A 19,227-nucleotide genomic window follows, 5' to 3' on the forward strand; every position below is an offset into this window, starting at 1 on the left:
GTGGCGCTGATTTGCCGCCTTTAGGCGGCCCAAGAACCGTGGGGCCGCGTTAGCGACCCCTTTGCCGCTTTGAGCGGCTCACGAATTCAAAGCCCCCGGCTTTGCCGGGGGATGGTTACTGTCCGCCCGAATAGGTGCATGGGGGCGGACGATACCCGCAATCAGCTGCAGTGTCCGGTGTGGGTAAAAGACAGCCCCCGATGGGGGGCGACGCCCTGGCGATCAGCGTCGGCCAATTGATGCGCACCATCCTGCCTCTGCAGACCAAATCGCCCGACCCGGTCCGACAGCGGTTCCTGAACGAATACCTGGGCCGGCTCGATGCGGACACCGGCAGGGCGGCGGACGACGTCCACTGGCCCACCCTGATCACGCTCGGCGCCGAGATCGGCCTCGAGTCCGCGCAGGTCCGCGACCTCCAGACACGCGTCTTGGCGCAATGGGGCAAGAACCGGTCGATCACCCAACTGCGTCACGACATCGCCAAACTCCTCGAGGATCAGGGCGGTGTCATGACCGCGGTCGAGCTGGCCGAAGCCATTCTGCTGCGTCGCGGATCGGTCCAGCCGTCGCCGACGCGCGAGCGCTGGGCCCGGGCCGTGGTTCGCGCCGCCGTCGAGACCGAGCTGGCGCGTCAGCAGTCGCGTTGGATCCTGCGCCGTTGCGGCAAGCGCATCCTGATCGCCGAGGACACGCAGGGACGGGGCGAAGAGCTGGCCGACTACGCCGAGGCGTTGGGCCAGCTCGCCGACGAATGCGCCGAGCAGCAGCCGCTCCTCTCGCCGGTGCGCACCCTGGAGCGGATCCGCGCACTCCCGGCACCGGACTCCTTCGCCGGGCTCAGCAACCACCGTCTATTGCGCCTGGCCGTCGCCGCCTCGCAGTCCGCCGCGCTGTCCAGCCGCGCGGAGATCTATCCCAAGGGAATGCCCGCCGAGCGCAGCATCGAGCTGGCCCAGGGCGCCTTGCTGGGGAGCGGTGCGCTCTCGGTCGCCCAGGTGCAGGATCGGATCCAGGGCCGCTACCCCGAGGCCCGGCCGCTCCCCGGCCGGCCGCAGCTCGACGCCCTGCTGCAGCGGCTCGATCTGGGCTTCGTCTGGGACGCCAAGGCCGAGCACGGTGAACAGCGCGGCGCCTACTGTCTGCCGCGCGCCGGCTTGCTCGGATACGGCGGCAGCACCATCGCCGCCACGCCAACCAGCGTCCACTACACGCAACAGGAGGCGGGCGACATCGCCGCCGCCCGTGAGCTCGGCCAATTCGATCGGATCGTTCGCAACGCACTCGACTCCGCGCGCTTCCTGGCCCTGTCGGTCCGGCCGACGCTCTGGCGGCGTGCACAGCAGCGCCTGTCAGAGGTCTTCGGGCTGGAGATTGTCAGCTTCGATGCGCTGTTGCTGCGGCATCTGCACGGACTGTGCGACGGCATGGCCAATCCACCCGACTGGCAGGTCGTGCTCAAGGCAGACGCCGCCGATCCGGGCAGCGTCGATTGGTCGCGTCTACAAGGGCTGGTGCGGCGTGTCCTGCCGGCCATGGCCGAAGAGCTCAAGGCAGCGAGTGGGCCGATTCTGCTCACCGATCCCGGACTCATCGCCCGCTACGGCCTGATCGACACCTGGCTCGGCGATCTTCGCCGACATCTACAGGACGACCCGCACGCACAGGCCCTGCTGCTGCTCATCGCCAACGACACCGCAACCGCCGGCGCCGTGATCGAGCGTGTCAGCGTTCCAAGCGGTGCAGGCAGCCGGGAGTTCACACGCATCCCGAGCGCCTGGCTCCTGTCTGCGGACGCGCAGGGTCATCCCGCGGGTCGGCAAGGTGGAGCAGGGTGAACCCGGGTGCTGTGGGTCGGACTTCAGTCCGATCGCCCCCCGTCCCTCGCCGTCTTTGTCGGGCTGATGTCCGACCCACGATGGGTATGCGGTGTTGCGGAAATCGCCTAACCTTGAACGTTTCGACAAGTGGGCTTCTCCATGGCCATCATGACTTTCAACATCCCGGACAACATCGCCAAGGCCGAGCAGCAGTGCTGTCGACAAGCGGCCTTTGAGCAACTCACTGCGGCCCGTCCCGCGCGGCCGGCGTTGACCGAAGCGGTCGCTCGCGCGGCACGCGAGTCCGCTCGCCCGTGACGCACCCTATCGAGCTGAAGTGGATCGAGAAATGTGTAACGGAGCAAAACTATCGCTACTCGCGTCACGGTGACCGCGAGCGCCAGAACGATGGCCTCACCCTGGACGAAGTTGAGCAAGTGCTGATGAGTGGCCGCATCATCGAACAGTATCCGGACACAGGGCGTGGCGAGAGCTGTCTCCTCGTTGGTTTCACCGACGTTGGCAAGCCAGTTCACGTCGTTTGCGGCAGGATGGGCGTATCGCTCGTGATCGTCACGGTCTACATCCCCATGCCGCCTAAATTCAAGAATCCCTATGAACGAGGCAACTGAGCCATGGGCGAACAATGCAGCTTCTGCGGTAATCGGAATCTGACCCCGGGGACCACTCGGTACATCCACCAGCACAATGGCGAGATGCTCTTCGTCGAGCAGGTTCCCTGCCTCGAATGTAACTATTGCGGAGAGCAGTACTTCACTATCGCGGTCTTGAAGCAGATCGAGGCCGACCATCGCGCCATCGCCGAGCATCGCAAGCAACCGAGTCGAGTCATTCAGGTCGCGGTGCAGGAGTTTCAGGCGCCGGCCGGATGATCCACCCCCAACGCCTCCTCGCCGACCTCCAATCCCTGCTGCCCCGGCTCGAGCAGGACATCCTGGCCTACAGCCGGACCAAACCCGAACTGGAGGCGCACCTCGAGGCCGAGTACGCCAAGGCGCGGGAGGCCAGCCGCACCGCGGAGTATTTCGTCGCCTGGCGCGAGGCGCAGATCACCCAGGCCGCCGCGGCTTGGGTGCTGACCGGCGTCTTCGTGCGCTTTCTGGAGGACAACCGGCTGCTGGATGCGCCGCTCATCTCGGGGCCGGCGGACCGCTCAGGCCATGGGTCAGGCGGCGGAGCGGGGCAGGGCGCGCTCCAACAGGCGAAGGACCGGCAGAGCGTCTATTTCGCGGAGCATCCCACCCATGCCGAGCGCGACTATCTGCTGGCCGTCTTCGAGGACCTGGCGACCCTGCCGGCGATGGCCGAGCTGCTCGACCGCGCCAACAATCCGCTCTGGCAGCTCCCGCTCTCGGCCGACGGCGCCAAGGCCCTGATCGACTTCTTTCAGCGTCTCGACCCCGAGACCGGCACCATCCTGCACGACTTTACCTGCTCCCCAGCTGGCTCCCCAGCTGGCTCCCAAGCCGGCGCCGACGATGCCCCGGCCATGGACACCCGCTTCCTCGGCGATCTCTATCAGGATCTCTCCGAGTCGGTGCGCAAGCGCTATGCGCTGCTCCAAACCCCCGAGTTCGTCGAGCGCTTCATCCTGGATCACACCCTGGAGCCGGCCAAGGCTGCTTTCGGTCTGCCGGGGCTCAAGCTGATCGACCCCACCTGCGGATCGGGCCACTTCCTGCTGAGCGCCTTCCAGCGGCTGTTCGACGACTGGCAGCGGCGCGAGCCCGCCACCAACGCCCGCGCCCTGGCCCAGCGGGCGCTCGACGCCATCCACGGCGTCGACATCAACCCCTATGCCATCGCTATCGCCCGCTTCCGCCTGCTGATCGCCGCCATGACGGCGGCGGGCAGCGACCGGCTCAAAGACGCGCCGGACTTCCATTTCAACCTCGCCGTCGGCGACTCGCTCCTGCACGGGCCGCGACACGAATCGCAAGGGCAGGGCATCCAGGGCGACATGCTCGACGACAGCCTGACCCACGTCTTCGAGGTCGAAGACAAGGCCAAGCTGGAACGCATCCTCGGCCAGCGCTACCCGGTCGTGGTCGGTAACCCGCCCTATATCACCGTCAAGGACAAGGCGCTGAATCAGGCGTATCGGGACAAGTACACGGCCTGTCACATGAAATACTCGCTCGGGGTGCCGTTCACCGAGCGCTTTTTCGATCTGACCCTGCTGGCGCAGGACAACCGTCCGGCCGGGTTCGTCGGCATGATCAACGCCAACTCCTTTATGAAGCGCGAGTTCGGCAGAAAGCTGATCGAGGACTATCTGCCGCGCAAGGATCTCACCCATGTGATCGACACATCAGGCGCCTACATCCCTGGGCACGGGACGCCGACGGTGATCCTCTTCGGGCGTAACCAGACGCCCCGCGGCGATCGGCTGCGCGCCGTGCTCGGGATTCGCGGCGAGCCGTGCACGCCGAAGGATGCGGCGCAGGGCAAGGTGTGGCGGTCGATCGTCGATCTGCTGGAGCGGCCGGGGAGTGAGAGCGCGTTTGTCAGCGTGGCCGACCAAGGACGTGATTTGTACGCGAAGCATCCTTGGAGTGTTGGCGGCGGTGGCGCGACGGATTTGAAACTGCTTCTTGAGGCAAATGCTAGCCGCTTGCTGTCCTCGATCGCGACGCATTTGGGGATTACTTCAGTCACAGGCGAGGACGAACTCTACATTCTCGGTAGCTACGAGATAGCCAGACGTAAGCAGATTGAATCTGTTCGAGGGCTGGTTGTCGGCGACCTGATCCGCGACTGGAGCTGTTCCGATCATGCCGCGGTTTGGTTGTATGACGATTCACTCAGCCTGATGGAGATCGAGTCCCTTCCTGCGACATTTCGCTATTTTTGGCCTTTCAAGCGATGCCTTTCGGGTCGAAAGCGATTCGGTACGCCGATGCTGGATAAAGGGCTGACATGGTATGAGTATCAAGAGATATACCGGGATAAGCTTAGTACGCCACTCTCCATCACCTTCGCCGAAGTCGCCACCCACAATCATTTCGTCCTTGACCGGGGCGGTAAGGTCTTCAATCGCACGGCGCCAGTAATCAAACTTCCTGCTGCCGCGCGCGAGGCCGATCATCTAGCCCTGCTCGGCCTGCTCAACAGCTCGACCGCGTGTTTCTGGATCAAGCAGGTCTTTCACTGTAAAGGAAGCACCGTCGATACCAAAGGTGCTCGGCAAACGACAGTCGCCTTTGAGAACTTCTACCAGATCGCAGGAACCTTCCCATCGCCGCCGACCCCGAACGCAAATCCCACGATCTCGCCCATCAACTCGACCAACTCGCCCTCGATCTCGCCGCGCTCGACCCGTCCGAAATCCTCTCACGGAGTCACGGAGATCACGGAGAACAGCCTGAATCCCCTCCGTGTCTCCGTGTCTCCGTGTCTCCGTGAGAGATCCGAAGACCGCCCTCGCCGAAGCCGAGCACCAGACCGTAGGATGCGGTGAGGAACGAACCGCAACGATCGCGAATGATGCGGTTCGCTCTCGCTCACCACATCCTACGACAGGCATCGATTCGAGCCGCGTCCGTGTAGGTCTCCCAGCCATGCTCGATCAGGCCCAAGCCGAATCCGAGTCTGTCGCGCGCCAAATGATCGCCCTTCAGGAAGATCTCGACTGGCTCAACTACCGTCTCTACGGCCTGACCGACGACGACCTCTGCTACAACGCCACCCCGCCCGAGATGCGTCTCGGCGAGCGCCCCTTCGAGATCCTCCTCGCCCGCCGCCTTTCGGCGGGCGAGACCCAGACCACCTGGTTCGCGCGCCACAACAGCACCCCCGTCACCGAGATCCCCGACCACTGGCCGGCGGACTACCGGGCGCTGACCGAGCGCCGGCTCCGGGCGATCGCCGACAACCCCTGGATCCGTCTGATCGAGCAGCCCGAGTACAAGCGCCGCTGGAACCGCGAGCCGCCGGAGAGCCGCCGGCGCCGCGCCCTGCGCGACTGGCTGCTCGATCATCTGGAAGGGCTCGCTCGATCCTCGGAGCAGGGAGGGTCCGCACAGCGGACCCTACAGACCGTCGCCCGGCTCGCCGAGCGTGCCCGGCACGATGCGTCGTTCCAGCAGGTCGCCGCGCTCTATACCGGCTCCGACACCTTCGATGCCCGCACCCTGGTCGGCGAGCTGGTCGAGGGCGATCAGGTGCCGCAGATGGCCGCCGCGCGCTACAAGCCGAAGGCCATGTCCAAACACCGCGCCTGGCGCGAGACCTGGGACAAGCAGCGCGCCGAGGACGCCATCGACGCCCGCACCGCGCTCGATCCGTCCGATCCGGAGTTCCTGACCGCCGAGCAGGCTAAGGCGCTCAAGGCCGAGCAGATCGGCGACATCCCGCTGCCGCCCAAATACGCCTCCGCCGACTTCCGCAAGCCGAGCTACTGGGGCCTGCGCGGTAAGCTCGACGTTCCCAAGGAGCGCTTCTTCAGTCTGCCCGGCTGCGAGCGCGCCGGCGACGCCACCCCGGTCATCGGCTGGGCCGGGCTGGATCATCTGCAGCGCGCCGGGGCCATCGCCACCTGGTATCTTGAGCGCAAGGAGCAGGACGGCTGGGACGCCGAGCGGCTCACACCCATGCTGGTCGCCCTCGACGAGCTGATCCCCTGGCTCAAGCAATGGCACAACGCACTCGACCCGGAATTCGGCGAGCGATTAGGCGACTATTACGACGGATTCCTCCTCGAAGAGCTGCGCCAGTTGGAGCGCTCGCGCGACGAGTTGGAGGCGTGGGAGCCCGCGGCGCCCCGTCGCGGACGACGCTGATCAGATCCGTGACGCAGCCGACCCACCCACCTATCCTGGTGACGCAGCTCCCGCTGCGTCACCCACGAGACGAAGCTCTGCTTCACGGGTTTGCCGATGAGCGGTGGGCTGGATTCGTGAAGCAGAGCTTCATCTCCCGGGTCGCGAAGCGGGAGCTTCGCGACCAGGACGGGGGGTACTGGGCAGCGTCTCGTTTCGAAGACGATCCGGCGGTAGGCTGGTGACGCAGCTCCTGCTGCGTCACCCACGAGATGAAGCTCTGCTTCACGGGTTTGCCGATGAGCTGTGGGCTGGGTTCGTGAAGCGGAGCTTCGTCTCTCGGGTCGCGAAGCGGGAGCTTCGCGACCAGGACACCAGGGCAGCCACTCGGCACGAATAACTGACCACTGACCAGGATAGGTCCTTCACGAGGTACCCATGACTCGCAGCCGCTACCGTTTTCTCGGCAATGATGCTCCGTACTTCCTGACGATGACGATCAATCAGTGGCTGCCGGTCTTCACCCGGCCTGCAACGGTCGATGTGATCCTGGACAGTTGGCGGTATCTCCAGACACATCATGCCTTCCAGCTGCATGGTTATGTGATCCTGGAGAACCATCTGCATCTGGTCGCCCGTGCTCCGGAGCTGGATCGGGACGTGCAGCGGTTCAAGTCGTTTACGGCGAGACAGATTATCGGGGTCCTGGAGGATGCCGGCGCTCAGCGGCTATTGAAAATGCTGCGATTGTTCAAGGGCGAGGGGAAAGTCGAATCGACTTTTCAGGTCTGGGAAGAAGGCAGTCATCCCCAGCGGATCGAGCATGAGGACGTGATGCGCCAGAAGATCGATTATTTGCACTACAATCCGGTCAAACGCGGTTACGTGGATCGACCCGAGCATTGGCGCTGGTCAAGCGCGCGGGATTATTTGGGACAGCCGGGGTTAATCGAGGTCGACACCGGCTGGATGGGTTCGTGAATCGGAGCTTCCTCTCTCGGGTCTCGACGCGGGAGCTTCGCGACCAGCGCTGTACACCTTCGACGACCTTCGGTTCGCCCGACGCGCGCAGCGTCTGAGGACGGAGCCGAGCGTCTTGGTGCCGACGGGTTGATATAAGTTTGCGCAATTCGCTCCACTCAAGTCTGGATGGCAGGGAAGACCACAACGCATGACACTCATCAAAGACCTGATCCACATCCCCGAGCGCGTCCAGCGCGGGGATTTCGTGCTCAACCTGGCCAGCGGCCTGGAGGAGGACGCCGTCGAGCAGACGCTCCGGGACTATGTCGTCACCCCGCAGCTCGCGCGCTGTTTCGAAGACGCCCTGAGCTTCGTGAAGAGCGCGGTCACGGGCGGGAGGAACCGCAACAAGGGCGCCTATCTGCACGGCAGCTTCGGCACGGGTAAGTCGCACTTCATGGCGGTGCTGCACTTGCTGCTGCAGGGCTATGTCCTGGCGCGCGCCATCCCGGAGCTGGCGGCTGCGGTCGCCAAGCACAGCGACTGGATGCAGAGCCGCAACATTCTGCTGGTTCCTTACCACATGATCGGCGCCGCGAGCATCGAGGCCGGCGTGCTCGGCGGCTATGCGCGGCACATCCGCAAGCTCCACCCGAACGCCCCGGTCCCCGGCTTCTATATGAGCGGGCGTCTGTTCGAGGACGCCCGAGCGATGCGCCGGCACCTGGGCGACGAGCGGTTCTTCGCCGCGCTGAACGCCCCGGGCGAGGCTGGCGGGCGGGCTGGCGGAAGCGACGACGGCTGGGGCGATGCCGCGACCGGCTGGGATGCCGCGAGCTTCGATGCCGTGACGTCCGGACCGATGGGGGGTCACGCGGACGAGCACGACCGTGACCGGCTGGTCAGTGACTTGGTCGGGAGCCTGTTTACGTCGTTTGCGGACCTGGCCAACACCCAAAGCGGCGGCTATCTCGAATTCGACGAGGGGCTGCGCGTCATGACCGGGCACGCCAAGGCGCTCGGCTACGATGCCGTCATCCTCTTTCTGGACGAGCTGATCCTCTGGCTCGCGAGCCGTCTGTCCGACCGCAACTTTATCAACAGCGAGATCCAGAAGGTCGTCAAGCTGGTCGAGACCGGCATCCCGCGCGCGCTCCCGGTGATCAGCTTCATCGCCCGTCAGCGCGACCTGCGCGAGTTCGTCGGCGATCAGTACAGCGGGGTCGAGCAGGAGATCCTGAGCGACTCGCTGAAATACTGGGAGGGGCGCTTCCACACCATCACGCTGGAGGACCGCAACCTGCCGGTGATCGCCCAGCGGCGTCTGCTTGCGCCCGTCGACGCGGCGGCGCGGGGCCAGATCGATGCGGCCTTTGCCCAGACCGAAACGATGCGCGAAGACGCCTTCAACCTGCTGCTCACCAGCGGGGGCGACCGCGAGATGTTCCGTGCGCTCTATCCCTTCAGCCCGGCCCTGGTGCAGGCGCTGGTCGCGCTGTCATCGGCGCTGCAGCGCGAGCGAACGGCGCTCAAGGTGATGCTGATGCTGCTGGTGGAGCAGCGCGAGACCCTGGCGCTGGGCAGCCTCATCCCGGTGGGCGATCTCTACGACGTCATCGCCTCCGAGGCCGAGCCCTTCTCCGAGCAGATGCGTCAGCATTTCGACAACGCCAAGCTGCTGTTCGAGCGCAAGCTGATACCGCTGCTGGAGATGGAGCATCAGATCGGCGTTCAGGCGCTGCGTGAGCTGCCGCCTGGCGATCCGCGGGGGCAGGCATTCAACAACGACCTGCGTCTGCTCAAGACGTTGGTGCTGGCCGCGCTGGTTCCCGAGGTCGAGAGCTTCAAACAGCTCACGGCGACCAAGCTCGCGGCCCTGAATCACGGCACCATCCGCTCGCCGATCCCCGGCCAGGAGGCCCGCACGGTGCTGCAGAAGTGCCGCAAATGGGCGGGGCAGGTGGGCGAAATCAAGATCTCGGAAGACACCAGCCCGATCATCGGCGTGCAGCTCTCGGGCGTGGATACCGAGAGCATCCTCGAGCAGGCGCGCATCAACGACAACGACGGCAACCGCCGGCGTCTGGTCAAGGAGATGGTCTTCGATGCCTTCGGCATCCGCGACGACAATCGGCTCTTCGTCGAGCACGAATGGGTGTGGCGCGGCACCCGTCGGCGCGTCGAGGTCCTGTTCCAGAACATCCGCGAGATCACCGACGAGCGCTATTTCGAGGCGCGCGACGATCAGTGGAAGGTCCTCATCGACTTCCCCTTCGATACCGGCAACTACTCGCCGACCGACGATCAGGCCAAGGTCAGGGATTACGAGGGCGCGGGCGGACAGGCGCGAACCCTCTGCTGGCTGCCCTATTTTCTCAGTCAGAGCGCCCGTCAGAATCTGGGCAAGCTGGTCGTGCTCGAAGACATCCTCAAGAGCGAGGACAGCTTCAACCGCTACAGCCGCCATCTCAGCCCTCAGGATCGGGCGAGCGCTCGGACACTGCTCGACAATCAGCGCAGCCAGCTGCGCCAACAGATGAAGGACATCCTGATGGGCGCCTACGGTGTCGCGGCACCCTTGCCCGGATCGCTCGACAACACCGATCTGCTCGAATCGCAGCTCATGTCGCTGCAGCCCGGATTCACGCCGAGACCGCCGCAGGGCACGACCATGGCGCGGGCTTTCGAGCAACTGCTCGGACAGGCGCTGGCGTTTCAGTACCCGGATCATCCGGCCTTTTTTGAGCTTCAAGGCGACGGCGAGGTCCGACCGGGCGATCTGGGCAAGGTCTTCACGGAGCTGCGCCGCGCCATCCATGCCCCGCACGGGCGCATCGACGTGGACAGCCCGCTGCGTCCGCTGATGCGCCAGATCGCCCAGCCGCTGAAGCTCGGGGAGATGCACGAGCGTCACTTCATCTTCAAGGAGGACTGGCCTCAGCACCTCGGCCGCGAGCTGGCCAAGGCGGGCGGGGAGGTGACCGTGGGGGCGCTGCGCGCGGCGATGGACCTGCCGCAGCCCAAAGGGCTGCCGACGGCCGTGCAGAATCTGCTCATCCTGATCTTTGCCGAGCACGGCCAGTACGCCTTTACCTTTCATGGCGGTCCTTACGAGGATGTCTCGCTCAAGGACATCCGCGACGACCTGGTGTTGATCAAGCAGGATCTGGCCGAGCCTGCGCTCTGGAAGCAGGCACTGGATCACGCGGGTGCCTTGTTCGGACTGACGATCAACCCTTTGAGAACGGCGAACAACCAGAACGCCCTGCAAAAAGAGGTGCGCGACGCGGCCAAGACCTATCTGGAGCCCTGTCGTACGCTGCTGGCCGATCTGACCGATCAGCTCGGCGCCTTGGGTCTTTCGGCGAGCGGCAATCGACTCGCCAATGCCACACTCGCCGTCGCGGTGCTGGACGATCTGCACGGGCGCGAAGGGCCAGCGTTGGTCGCCGCCTTGGCGGGCATTACACCCGTCACCAGCCTGCCGGCGCTGGCCCGCAGCATCATCGCCGCGACGCGCGTGAGCAATGCCATCGCGGACAACAACTGGGCCTTGTTGGAGGCCGTATGGGACGGCGGCGAGGGTGTGCGGATCAAGCGCGCCGTGGCCGACGCCCTGGCAGCGGACGAACTGGTCACCTCCCTGGCCGATGCGCTCAAGCAGGCCCAAGCGGATGCGACGCGGTTGATCCGGCTGCCGCCGGTCGTTCCCCCGGTCGTGCCGCCACCGGAGCCGCCCCCGGGACGCAAGGGCAAGAAGGTGCTGAAGAAAGACGATCGCCAAGGCTTGGATGTCGACGAGGCCCGCCGCGTTCTGAAGGAGATCGAGCCGCTGCTGCAGGACGGGGTGACACTGGATATCCGTTATCAGGTCATCGCGGACACGGATAACTGAGGAGCCCGCCGCACGGCTCCGATTTTCACAACATAACCGCTGACAACAGATGAAGCACCATGCAAAATCAAGCGGTTCTCGCTCTCGAAAATAGCTCTTGAACGACGATTCTCGTTGTCTATCATGCCATGAGTTTCAAGAAGGGACGGTACCCATGAAACCCTCGTTTGCACTTGAGCGCAAACGCAGCGCGGTTCGCGAGGCGACGTCTCGCTTCCGCACGGCGAATCCTCGCATCTTCGGGTCGGTCCTTCACGGCACTGACAAGGACGACAGCGATCTCGATCTGTTGGTCGACCCACTGCCCGGTGCCACGCTGTTCGACCTGGGCGGTCTACAAGTCGAACTAGAAGACCTCTTGGGCGTGCCGGTCGATCTGCTGACGCCTGGTGATCTGCCACCAAAATTCCGCGTTCGGATTTTGGCTGAGGCGCAGCCTGTATGAACGAGTTGCGCCTGTGTGACTACCTTGAGCACGTCCAGCAGGCTGCGACGGATGCGTGCAGCTTCGTGGATGGTTTAAGCAAAAACGAGTTCCTGGCTGACAAGCGCTCCCAGCAGGCCGTCGTCATGAGCCTGATCATCATCGGGGAAGCGGCGACGAAGGTGATGGATCGTCACCCTGAGTTCACCCAGGCGCACGCGTCAGTGCCGTGGCGTAGCATGCGGGGCATGCGCAACCGCATCGCTCATGGTTACTTTGAGATTAACCTAGATGTCGTATGGGACACGGTGCAGACGGCGCTCCCGGCGTTATTGAAACAACTGCCTGCCTTGCGCGATGATGCCGACACGATAGGCCAGGACGCTCTCGGCCCGGATGAGTCCCGACCGTGATCCCTCCGCTGCACCGCTGGGTGCCGGGCTCCGCACGGGCCGAGCGTGAGCGCCGTTGATCGGATGCCTCCTGCGACGCCAAGGATCGGTATCACTAAAGAGCCTCCGATGACCTCAGCCTTACCGAATCCGGCCGTCTCCGTCCACTCCGAGTACCCAGCGGCCGCGCTCCCGAGCGCCGTGCTCACCCAGGTGCAGGCGATCCTGACCAAGGACGCCGAGGCGGATCGGATTGCGCTGGTCTGGCCCGAGCCCATCGAACCGCGCGAGCTGCGGCGGCAGCTCTCGGACACGCGGCTGCGGGTCGTCTACTGCCCCTCGGAGCTGGCGATGCGCGAGCTGCTGGTGACGCACGCGACGGGGGACGAGCGTCTGGTGATGCTCTCGCCTTTCGATGAAACGCGCCTGTCCAAGGACGTCTTAGCGCGCCTTTGGGGTTGCGAGCCGAAGCGCATCAGCCCCTGGCGGACACTGGAGCAACTGCTGCGCGTGCGCCAGATCGATCCGCGTCTGACCGGCAAACCCTATCGCTGGATTGCCGAGGCCCTGGTCGATGCCTATGACCGCTATCGCGGGCGGATTCAGTTCGGCGATGTGCTGGATGTCGACAAGGCGTGGCGCGCCCTGGCATTGGCGCGGCTCGATTTCACGGCCGAAGCGCTCGATCTGGACGCGCTTCTGGATTGGTCGCGCGGATCGCAGGTCGGCGCGGCGGTCTCATCGCTCCCCGAGCCCCTGATCGCGCACCTGGGTGACTGGCTGGCGCCCCGGCTTGGCGCCTCGACCGAGCTGGTCCTGAGCCTGTGGCGACAAGGGCACGCGGGCGACATGGTGGCGATTGGCCTGGTCTGCTCGGTGCTGTATCGCGACGGGCTGACGCCGGACCAGGCCGTCTTCCAGGCCCGGGGCCGGCTGCGCGAGCGCCTCATCGGCGGCGCTCGGATCGAGGATACGACGCTGCAGGACTACGGCCGCACCACCGTGGCGTATCTGGAACGGTTTCTGGCCGACCACCCTTATCGCACGCTGGATGCTCCGCTTGCGCAAGCCGAGCAACTCCTGGCGAGTCTCGACATGCGCCCGCTCGCGGCATCTTCCGACCTGCTTCCGGGTGGTTTCAGCCTGCGGCTCGATCGGCTCGCGCAGACGCTCAAAACGGCGCTTGCGGGCAAACCGATCGAGCCCGCGCTTTCCGCCCTGTCGGATCTTCAACGTCATCAACTCGCCAAGGTCCGCACGGAGCAACTCGGCACGGCAGAGCTGGCGGTCCGCGCCTGCCGTTGGCTGAGAACCGAGGAGACGGAGCGGGGGAGCCGGCCGGAGGAGATCGGAGACTATGTCGAGAGCGGCGGCTATCTGGACTGGGCCCGCAGCCGCCTCTGGTCGGGCGACGCGCATGAGGCCATGAACCGTGTCTTCACGCAGTTGGTCGGCCAGATCTCCGCGCGGCGCGAGCGTCTGAACGAGCGCTTCTCGCACCATCTGCCGGCCATCGCGCGCGGAGATCAGGTCGATGCGTCGGTCTTGCCGGTCGAGCGGGCGATGGAGGGCCTGGTCGCTCCGCTGGCGAAGCAGCAGCCGGTGCTGGTTTTGGTGCTCGACGGGATGAGTCAGGCGGTCTACCGCGAGCTTGCAGGCGATCTGCTGCACGACGGATGGGTGGAGCTGCAACCCGCTGACAGCACCGGCCCCTGTTGTCTGCTCGCCGCCTTGCCGACGATCACCCGGATCAGCCGCTATGCCTTGCTGGCCGGCATGCTGGGCGAGGGCGGCGGCGCCGACGAGAAGAAGGCCTTTGCCGCGCATCCCGCCTTGAAGAGGCTCTCCTCGACGAAGTGTCCTCCCCGGTTGTTTCACAAGGTCGATCTCCAGCAGGCGGGCAGTGGTGCTTTGGCCGAAGAGGTGCGCGAGGTCATCGCGGGCCAGTCGCATAAGGTCGTCGGTGCGGTCGTCAATGCGGTCGATGACCAGTTGAGCAGCGGTGCGCAGGTGTCCGTGCGCTGGTCGGTGGCATCGATCGGCCTGCTGCGCCGGATCCTGGAGGCCGCCCGGGAGTCGCGAAGGCTGGTGATCCTCACGAGCGACCATGGCCATGTGTTGGATCACGACATGACGCTGGTGAAAACGGCTGCCGAGGCGGAGCGCTTCAAGCCATCGAGTGAGCCGGTCGGGGTCGGCGAGGTGCGGGTCTCGGGCGAGCGCGTCGTGCTTCCCGGCAACCAGGTCATCCTGCCCTGGTCCGAGCGGATTCGCTATACGGCGAAGAAGATGGGTTATCACGGCGGCGGCTCGCTCCAAGAGGTGCTGATTCCGTTCGGCGTTTATCGAAGTGCCGGCGAGACCGGGCCGATCGAGGGTTGGCGGGAAGTCGCGCGACAGGCGCCCGATTGGTGGGCGCTCGGGCCAGTTGCGGAGCCGAATGCCGCGGCCTTGGGTGATGCGGTCCCGACGTCTTCGGCCAGACCGCCGAAGCCGTCGAAGCGGGACGCGCGCAACCTTGACCTGTTCGCCGCACCGCCGACAGCCGCTTCTGAGCCCGGTGCCGTGCCCGGTCCTGTGCCGGATTCCGCGTCGGGTTCCAACGCGGCGGGCGAGGGCGATTGGATCGCGGCCCTCATGGCTTCGCCGGTTTACGCGCAGATGAAGGCGCGCAACGCTCGAGTGATGGTGAGCGAGACGCAGCTTCGGCAGCTTCTGGAGCTGCTCTCCCGGGCGGGCGGTCAACAGATGGCCGCCGCCGTGGCGCAAGGCTTGGGTCTTCCCGAGATCCGCCTGTACGGACTCCTGGCGGGCGTGCAGAAGCTGCTGAATGTCGATGGCTATCCGGTCCTGGCGATCGATCGGGTGTCCAAGACGATCCGGCTCGATCTGGCCTCGCTGAAGACCCAGTTCGAGCTGTGAGCATCAGTCAGCAGCGCAGAGACGACATCATCGACGCACTGCGGCGCGGCACCGTTCCGCAGTACGGGCTCGACGCGCTTGCGGTGGGGCTCGCGCCCTTCGAGGGCGCGTTCGACGACGAGCTGACGAAGGTCGCGCGTGGGCGCGGGCAGTTCAAGGCGATTCGCGGCGAGTACGGCAGCGGCAAGACCTTCGTCGCCCGCTGGCTGCGCGAGCGCGCCCATCGCCTGGGCTTCGCCTGCGCCGAGGTGCAGATCTCCGAGACCGAGACGCCGCTGCATCGCCTGGAGACGGTCTACCGGCGTCTGATCGAGCGTCTGACCACGGCGGATTCGCCCTCCGGGGCCTTCCGCAATGTTATCGATGCCTGGTTCTTCGCGCTCGAGGAGGACGTGATCGCTCAGGGCGAGGTGGATCCCAACGACGTCGCCGCCTTGATGCAGGCCACGGACGCGCTCATGGAGAGACGTCTCGGCGAGGTGGTGCGCTCGGCACCAGCCTTTGCGCTGACCCTGCGGGCCTATCGGCGCGCGCTGCTTGAAGGGCGCGACGACATCGCCGACGGGCTGCTGGCCTGGATGGCCGGTCAGCCGAATATCGCCGCGACGATCAAGCGTTACGCGAGCATCAAAGGGGACATCGACCACTTCGGCGCCCTGAGCTTCCTGCAGGGCGTGCTGACCATTCTGAAAGACTCCGGCCATCCGGGGCTGCTCCTGGTCCTGGACGAGGTCGAAACCCTGCAGCGCATGCGCGGCGACGTCCGAGACAAGAGCCTGAATGCGCTACGGCAACTGATGGACGAGATCGACAGCGGACGTTTTCCGGGGCTCTATCTGGTGATCACCGGGACGACGGCATTCTTCGACGGACCCATGGGGGTGCAGCGCTTGCCGCCCTTGGCGCAGCGGCTCGCCGTGGATTTCGCGACCGACGCACGCTTCGACAATCCGCGCGCCGTACAGATTCGGCTCAAGGGCTTCGACGTTGCGTCCTTGTGCGAGGTGGGCCGCAAGGTGCGTGATCTCTATTCCGGGGCTCTTGCCGAGGATCGGGCAGAGGGCAGGGCGCCCGGGCGCCTCGCCGAGATAGTCGACGACGCCTATGTCGCCGCGCTCGCCGGGGCCGTGACGGGCGCGCTCGGGGGAAAGGTCGGGATCGCCCCGCGGCTGTTTCTGAAGAAGCTGGTCGGCGAGGTCTTGGATCGCGTCGATCAGTTCACCGACTTCGACCCGCGGCAGCACTATGCACTGACCGTCGGCGACCGGGAGCTGACCGCTGTCGAGCGTGCAGCGCGATCCGCCCGCGGGGTCGACGACATCGAGCTGGATCTGTGAGCGCCTTCGATCGCCTGCATCCCGCGCTACAACACCACATCGTCAACAGCCTCGGCTGGAGATCACTGCGTCCGCTGCAGGAGGCGACCATCGAGCCGATCCTGCGCGGGGAGCACGCCATCCTGCTCGCCCCGACCGCCGGCGGAAAGACCGAAGCGGCGGCCTTTCCGGTGCTCTCGCGCATGCTGAGCGAGCGCTGGGAAGGGCTCTGCGTCCTCTACATCTGTCCGATCAAGGCGCTGCTGAACAACCTGGAGCCGCGGCTGGCGCACTACGCCGGATTGCTGGGGCGCCGTGTTGCGCTGTGGCACGGCGATGTCGGCCCGGGGCGCAAGGCCAGGCTCGTCTCAGATCCGCCGGACATCCTCCTGACGACGCCTGAGTCCCTGGAGGTGATGCTGATCTCCAAGCGCATCGACCATCGGCGGCTGTTCGCGAATCTGCGCTGCGTCATCATCGACGAGGTCCACGCCTCCGCCGGCGACGACCGCGGCTGGCACCTGATGTATGTGCTCGAACGGCTGGGTCACATCGCTGGCCGGGAGCTGCAGCGCCTGGGACTCTCGGCAACGGTCGGCAACCCCGAGCAGCTCTGCGACTGGCTGGCCGCAGGCTTCGCACAGCCTCGCAGCGTCATCGATCCGCGGACGGACGCGGGCGCAGCGCCGCAGATCGCGCTCGATTGGGTCGGCAACCTAAGCAACGCGGCGCTGATCATCTCCAGGCTGCACCGAGGCGAGAAGCGGCTGGTCTTCTGCGATAGCCGGGCCAGGGTCGAAGAGCTTGCCATCGCGCTGCGCGGGTTGGGCGTGAGCACCTACGTCTCGCACAGCTGCCTCAGCCTCGAGGAGCGGCACGCGGCGGAGGCGGCGTTCAGCCAGGGGCAGGATTGCGTGATCGTCGCGACCAGTACCCTGGAGCTGGGCATCGACGTGGGTGATCTGGATCGGGTCATTCAGATCGATGCTCCGGGCACCGTGGCGTCCTTTCTGCAGCGCATCGGACGAACACCGGTCGACGCGCCGGGACGGCACGGAACTGTCTCTTTCTGATCACCAAGGAGGAGGCGTTTCTGCCGGCCGTCGGTCTGCTGCAGCTGTGGAGCGAAGGCTTTGTCGAGCCGATCGAGCCGCCGCCGATGCCGTTGCACATCTTCGCCCAACAAATGATGGCGTTGGCGTTGCAGGAATCGGGGATCACCAAGGCCGACTGGCCGGCCTGGATGGGGCGACTTCCCGGACTGGCGGGCTTCGAGCGCAAGGAGCTGAACCAGATCTTAGACTTTATGCATGAGACCGAGATCCTCCATGCCGATCAGGGGCTGGTCGGGATCGGCCCATCGGGGGAGTACCATTTCGGGGCTAAGCACTTCATGGAGCTGTTCTCGGTCTTCGTCAGCCCGCCGTCGATCCAGGTCTTTCATGGCCGACAGCAGATCGGAGAGGTCCATCAGTCGACCTTCATCTTGAAAGAGGAGGGGCCAGCCGTGCTTACGCTGGGCGGGCGCTCTTGGGCAACGAAGTACATCGATTGGCCAAGACGCAAGGCCTACGTCGAGCCGACCGAGCTGCACGGGCGCTCACAATGGCTGAGCGCGGGTCAACCCTTGCATTTTAGGCTCTGTCAGGCGGTAGCCCGAGTGCTCGGGGGCGAGGAGGACGCGCATGAGGATGGCGTCGTCTTCTCCCGACGCGCCATAGAGCACATGGCAGCGCTGCGTGAGGAATTCGACTGGGTCGAGCCGGGCAAGACGTTCCTCATCGACTACGCGCACGACAGGATCCTCTGGTGGACCTTCGCCGGCCGGCTCCTCAACGCGGCGATTGCCGACGCGCTGGCCGGAGAGGCCGTCAAGGTCACCGCCGACAACCTCGCGGTCAGCTTCACCGGCGCGCTCGATCCGGCAGCGCTGAAGAAGGCGATCGCCGAGAAGGTTCTGGCCGAGACGGCCGAGCTTACACTGCCGCTCGATGAAGAATTCATCGCCGAGCTGAAATTCGGTGAATGCCTACCGGACGCGTTGCGCGAGCGCGAGATGGCAGAGCGCTATGCGGTTTCCCAGAGCCTTGCAGTGCTTCGCAATGCGTCTGTAAAGACGATTCGGCAACATTTCATACCTTAGCATCCGGCGAAGCAATTCCGTAACCGGGGGAAACAAACAAAAACAGCAATTTGCGGGCATGTTTCTGCAGAATTTCTTCGCGGTGCCGCGAACTAAAAAAGGTGAACGCCCGACCGTCGCGAAGAGAAAAGGTGAATAGCCGGGGATCGCTGGATTTTTCACAATGCCATCGACCTGTTCCTATCCGATCCGAGCTCTCTGCTTCCCACATAATCTGGTTAAATCAGAGAAATAGGCGTACCTTTGCCTTGTCAGGACGATTAAAGGTCGCGAGGATGAAGGTGAATATTAGGCGCTCAGGAAACACATCTTTAACCAAGGTTGCTTGATCCGGGCTCCCTGTGCCTTGGTCGAGGCATCGGAGCGACATGACAGAGAGCCGGAGTCGGGCAGCTGAGGAAAGGTTCGAGCAACCGGATCGGGCATAGGCGGGGATGGGAAAAGGGGTCAGTGCGGCCTGGCAAGGCCGCGTGTTCTAGCGGGTGGGAGCCCCGCCCGGGTAATCGTGCGCCGCGAGCCCAGTATCGAGCCTTGTCGTGTCAAGTTAAATTCAGATCCTTGGAATCGGAAC

Annotated in this window: 14 protein-coding genes; all 14 read left to right on the plus strand. The window is 65.0% G+C overall.

Going from position 1 to position 19,227, the window contains the following annotated elements; translation table 11 throughout:
* Positions 1-200 precede the first annotated feature (200 nt).
* Entirely contained in the window at positions 201-1,838 is a 1,638-nt protein-coding gene (locus tag AADX97_RS26880; protein WP_374237134.1) for a hypothetical protein, read from the plus strand.
* Between the two features lie 141 nt (positions 1,839-1,979).
* The gene (locus AADX97_RS26885; RefSeq protein ID WP_374237135.1) at positions 1,980-2,138 is read left to right on the plus strand and encodes a hypothetical protein; all 159 of its coding nucleotides are present in this window, start codon (positions 1,980-1,982) and stop codon (positions 2,136-2,138) included.
* Positions 2,135-2,452 (plus strand): DUF4258 domain-containing protein, encoded by a 318-nt coding sequence (locus tag AADX97_RS26890; protein ID WP_374237136.1) that lies wholly within the window; start codon positions 2,135-2,137, stop codon positions 2,450-2,452. Before AADX97_RS26885 ends, AADX97_RS26890 begins: the two co-directional genes overlap by 4 nt.
* A 3-nt stretch (positions 2,453-2,455) precedes the next feature.
* Positions 2,456-2,713, plus strand: coding sequence for a YgiT-type zinc finger protein (locus AADX97_RS26895; protein WP_374237137.1), 258 nt, complete (start codon positions 2,456-2,458; stop codon positions 2,711-2,713).
* Positions 2,710-5,301, plus strand: coding sequence for a BREX-2 system adenine-specific DNA-methyltransferase PglX (gene pglX, locus AADX97_RS26900; protein ID WP_374237139.1), 2,592 nt, complete (start codon positions 2,710-2,712; stop codon positions 5,299-5,301). The genes AADX97_RS26895 and pglX (AADX97_RS26900) overlap by 4 nt, the downstream gene beginning before the upstream one ends.
* A 100-nt stretch (positions 5,302-5,401) precedes the next feature.
* A complete protein-coding gene (gene pglX, locus AADX97_RS26905; protein ID WP_374237140.1) occupies positions 5,402-6,622 on the plus strand; it encodes a BREX-2 system adenine-specific DNA-methyltransferase PglX in 1,221 nt (406 codons plus the stop codon).
* A 417-nt stretch (positions 6,623-7,039) separates the two neighbouring features.
* Positions 7,040-7,582: a transposase gene (locus AADX97_RS26910; protein WP_374237141.1), complete on the plus strand. Its 543-nt coding sequence runs from the start codon at positions 7,040-7,042 to the stop codon at positions 7,580-7,582.
* Positions 7,583-7,772: 190 nt separating this feature from the next.
* A complete protein-coding gene (locus AADX97_RS26915; protein WP_374237142.1) occupies positions 7,773-11,459 on the plus strand; it encodes a phage resistance protein in 3,687 nt (1,228 codons plus the stop codon).
* A gap of 154 nt (positions 11,460-11,613) precedes the next feature.
* Positions 11,614-11,904 (plus strand): nucleotidyltransferase family protein, encoded by a 291-nt coding sequence (locus AADX97_RS26920; protein ID WP_374237143.1) that lies wholly within the window; start codon positions 11,614-11,616, stop codon positions 11,902-11,904.
* The gene (locus AADX97_RS26925) at positions 11,901-12,296 is read left to right on the plus strand and encodes a DUF86 domain-containing protein (RefSeq protein WP_374237144.1); all 396 of its coding nucleotides are present in this window, start codon (positions 11,901-11,903) and stop codon (positions 12,294-12,296) included. Before AADX97_RS26920 ends, AADX97_RS26925 begins: the two co-directional genes overlap by 4 nt.
* A 108-nt stretch (positions 12,297-12,404) precedes the next feature.
* Entirely contained in the window at positions 12,405-15,197 is a 2,793-nt protein-coding gene (pglZ, locus tag AADX97_RS26930) for a BREX-2 system phosphatase PglZ (protein WP_374237146.1), read from the plus strand.
* Positions 15,194-16,534, plus strand: coding sequence for a BREX system ATP-binding protein BrxD (gene brxD, locus AADX97_RS26935; protein ID WP_374237147.1), 1,341 nt, complete (start codon positions 15,194-15,196; stop codon positions 16,532-16,534). Before pglZ ends, brxD begins: the two co-directional genes overlap by 4 nt.
* Positions 16,531-17,586: a DEAD/DEAH box helicase gene (locus AADX97_RS26940; RefSeq protein ID WP_374237148.1), complete on the plus strand. Its 1,056-nt coding sequence runs from the start codon at positions 16,531-16,533 to the stop codon at positions 17,584-17,586. The genes brxD and AADX97_RS26940 overlap by 4 nt, the downstream gene beginning before the upstream one ends.
* Before the next feature lie 86 nt (positions 17,587-17,672).
* Positions 17,673-18,656, plus strand: coding sequence for a hypothetical protein (locus tag AADX97_RS26945; protein WP_374237149.1), 984 nt, complete (start codon positions 17,673-17,675; stop codon positions 18,654-18,656).
* The last annotated feature ends 571 nt before the right edge of the window (positions 18,657-19,227 follow it).

The organism is Thiocapsa sp. C2-2m, from assembly GCF_041903745.1.
Classification (GTDB): Bacteria; Pseudomonadota; Gammaproteobacteria; order Chromatiales; family Chromatiaceae; genus Thiocapsa; species Thiocapsa roseilacustris.

Bases quoted from the DNA above. Each gene is read 5' to 3' on its own strand.
- pglZ (WP_374237146.1), top strand. From the start codon at position 12,405: ATGACCTCAGCCTTACCGAATCCGGCCGTCTCCGTCCACTCCGAGTAC.
- AADX97_RS26880 (WP_374237134.1), top strand. From the start codon at position 201: ATGGGGGGCGACGCCCTGGCGATCAGCGTCGGCCAATTGATGCGCACC.
- AADX97_RS26885 (WP_374237135.1), top strand. From the start codon at position 1,980: ATGGCCATCATGACTTTCAACATCCCGGACAACATCGCCAAGGCCGAG.
- pglX (WP_374237140.1), top strand. From the start codon at position 5,402: ATGCTCGATCAGGCCCAAGCCGAATCCGAGTCTGTCGCGCGCCAAATG.
- AADX97_RS26925 (WP_374237144.1), top strand. From the start codon at position 11,901: ATGAACGAGTTGCGCCTGTGTGACTACCTTGAGCACGTCCAGCAGGCT.
- AADX97_RS26945 (WP_374237149.1), top strand. From the start codon at position 17,673: ATGCCGTTGCACATCTTCGCCCAACAAATGATGGCGTTGGCGTTGCAG.
- AADX97_RS26910 (WP_374237141.1), top strand. From the start codon at position 7,040: ATGACTCGCAGCCGCTACCGTTTTCTCGGCAATGATGCTCCGTACTTC.
- pglX (WP_374237139.1), top strand. From the start codon at position 2,710: ATGATCCACCCCCAACGCCTCCTCGCCGACCTCCAATCCCTGCTGCCC.
- AADX97_RS26920 (WP_374237143.1), top strand. From the start codon at position 11,614: ATGAAACCCTCGTTTGCACTTGAGCGCAAACGCAGCGCGGTTCGCGAG.
- AADX97_RS26895 (WP_374237137.1), top strand. From the start codon at position 2,456: ATGGGCGAACAATGCAGCTTCTGCGGTAATCGGAATCTGACCCCGGGG.
- AADX97_RS26915 (WP_374237142.1), top strand. From the start codon at position 7,773: ATGACACTCATCAAAGACCTGATCCACATCCCCGAGCGCGTCCAGCGC.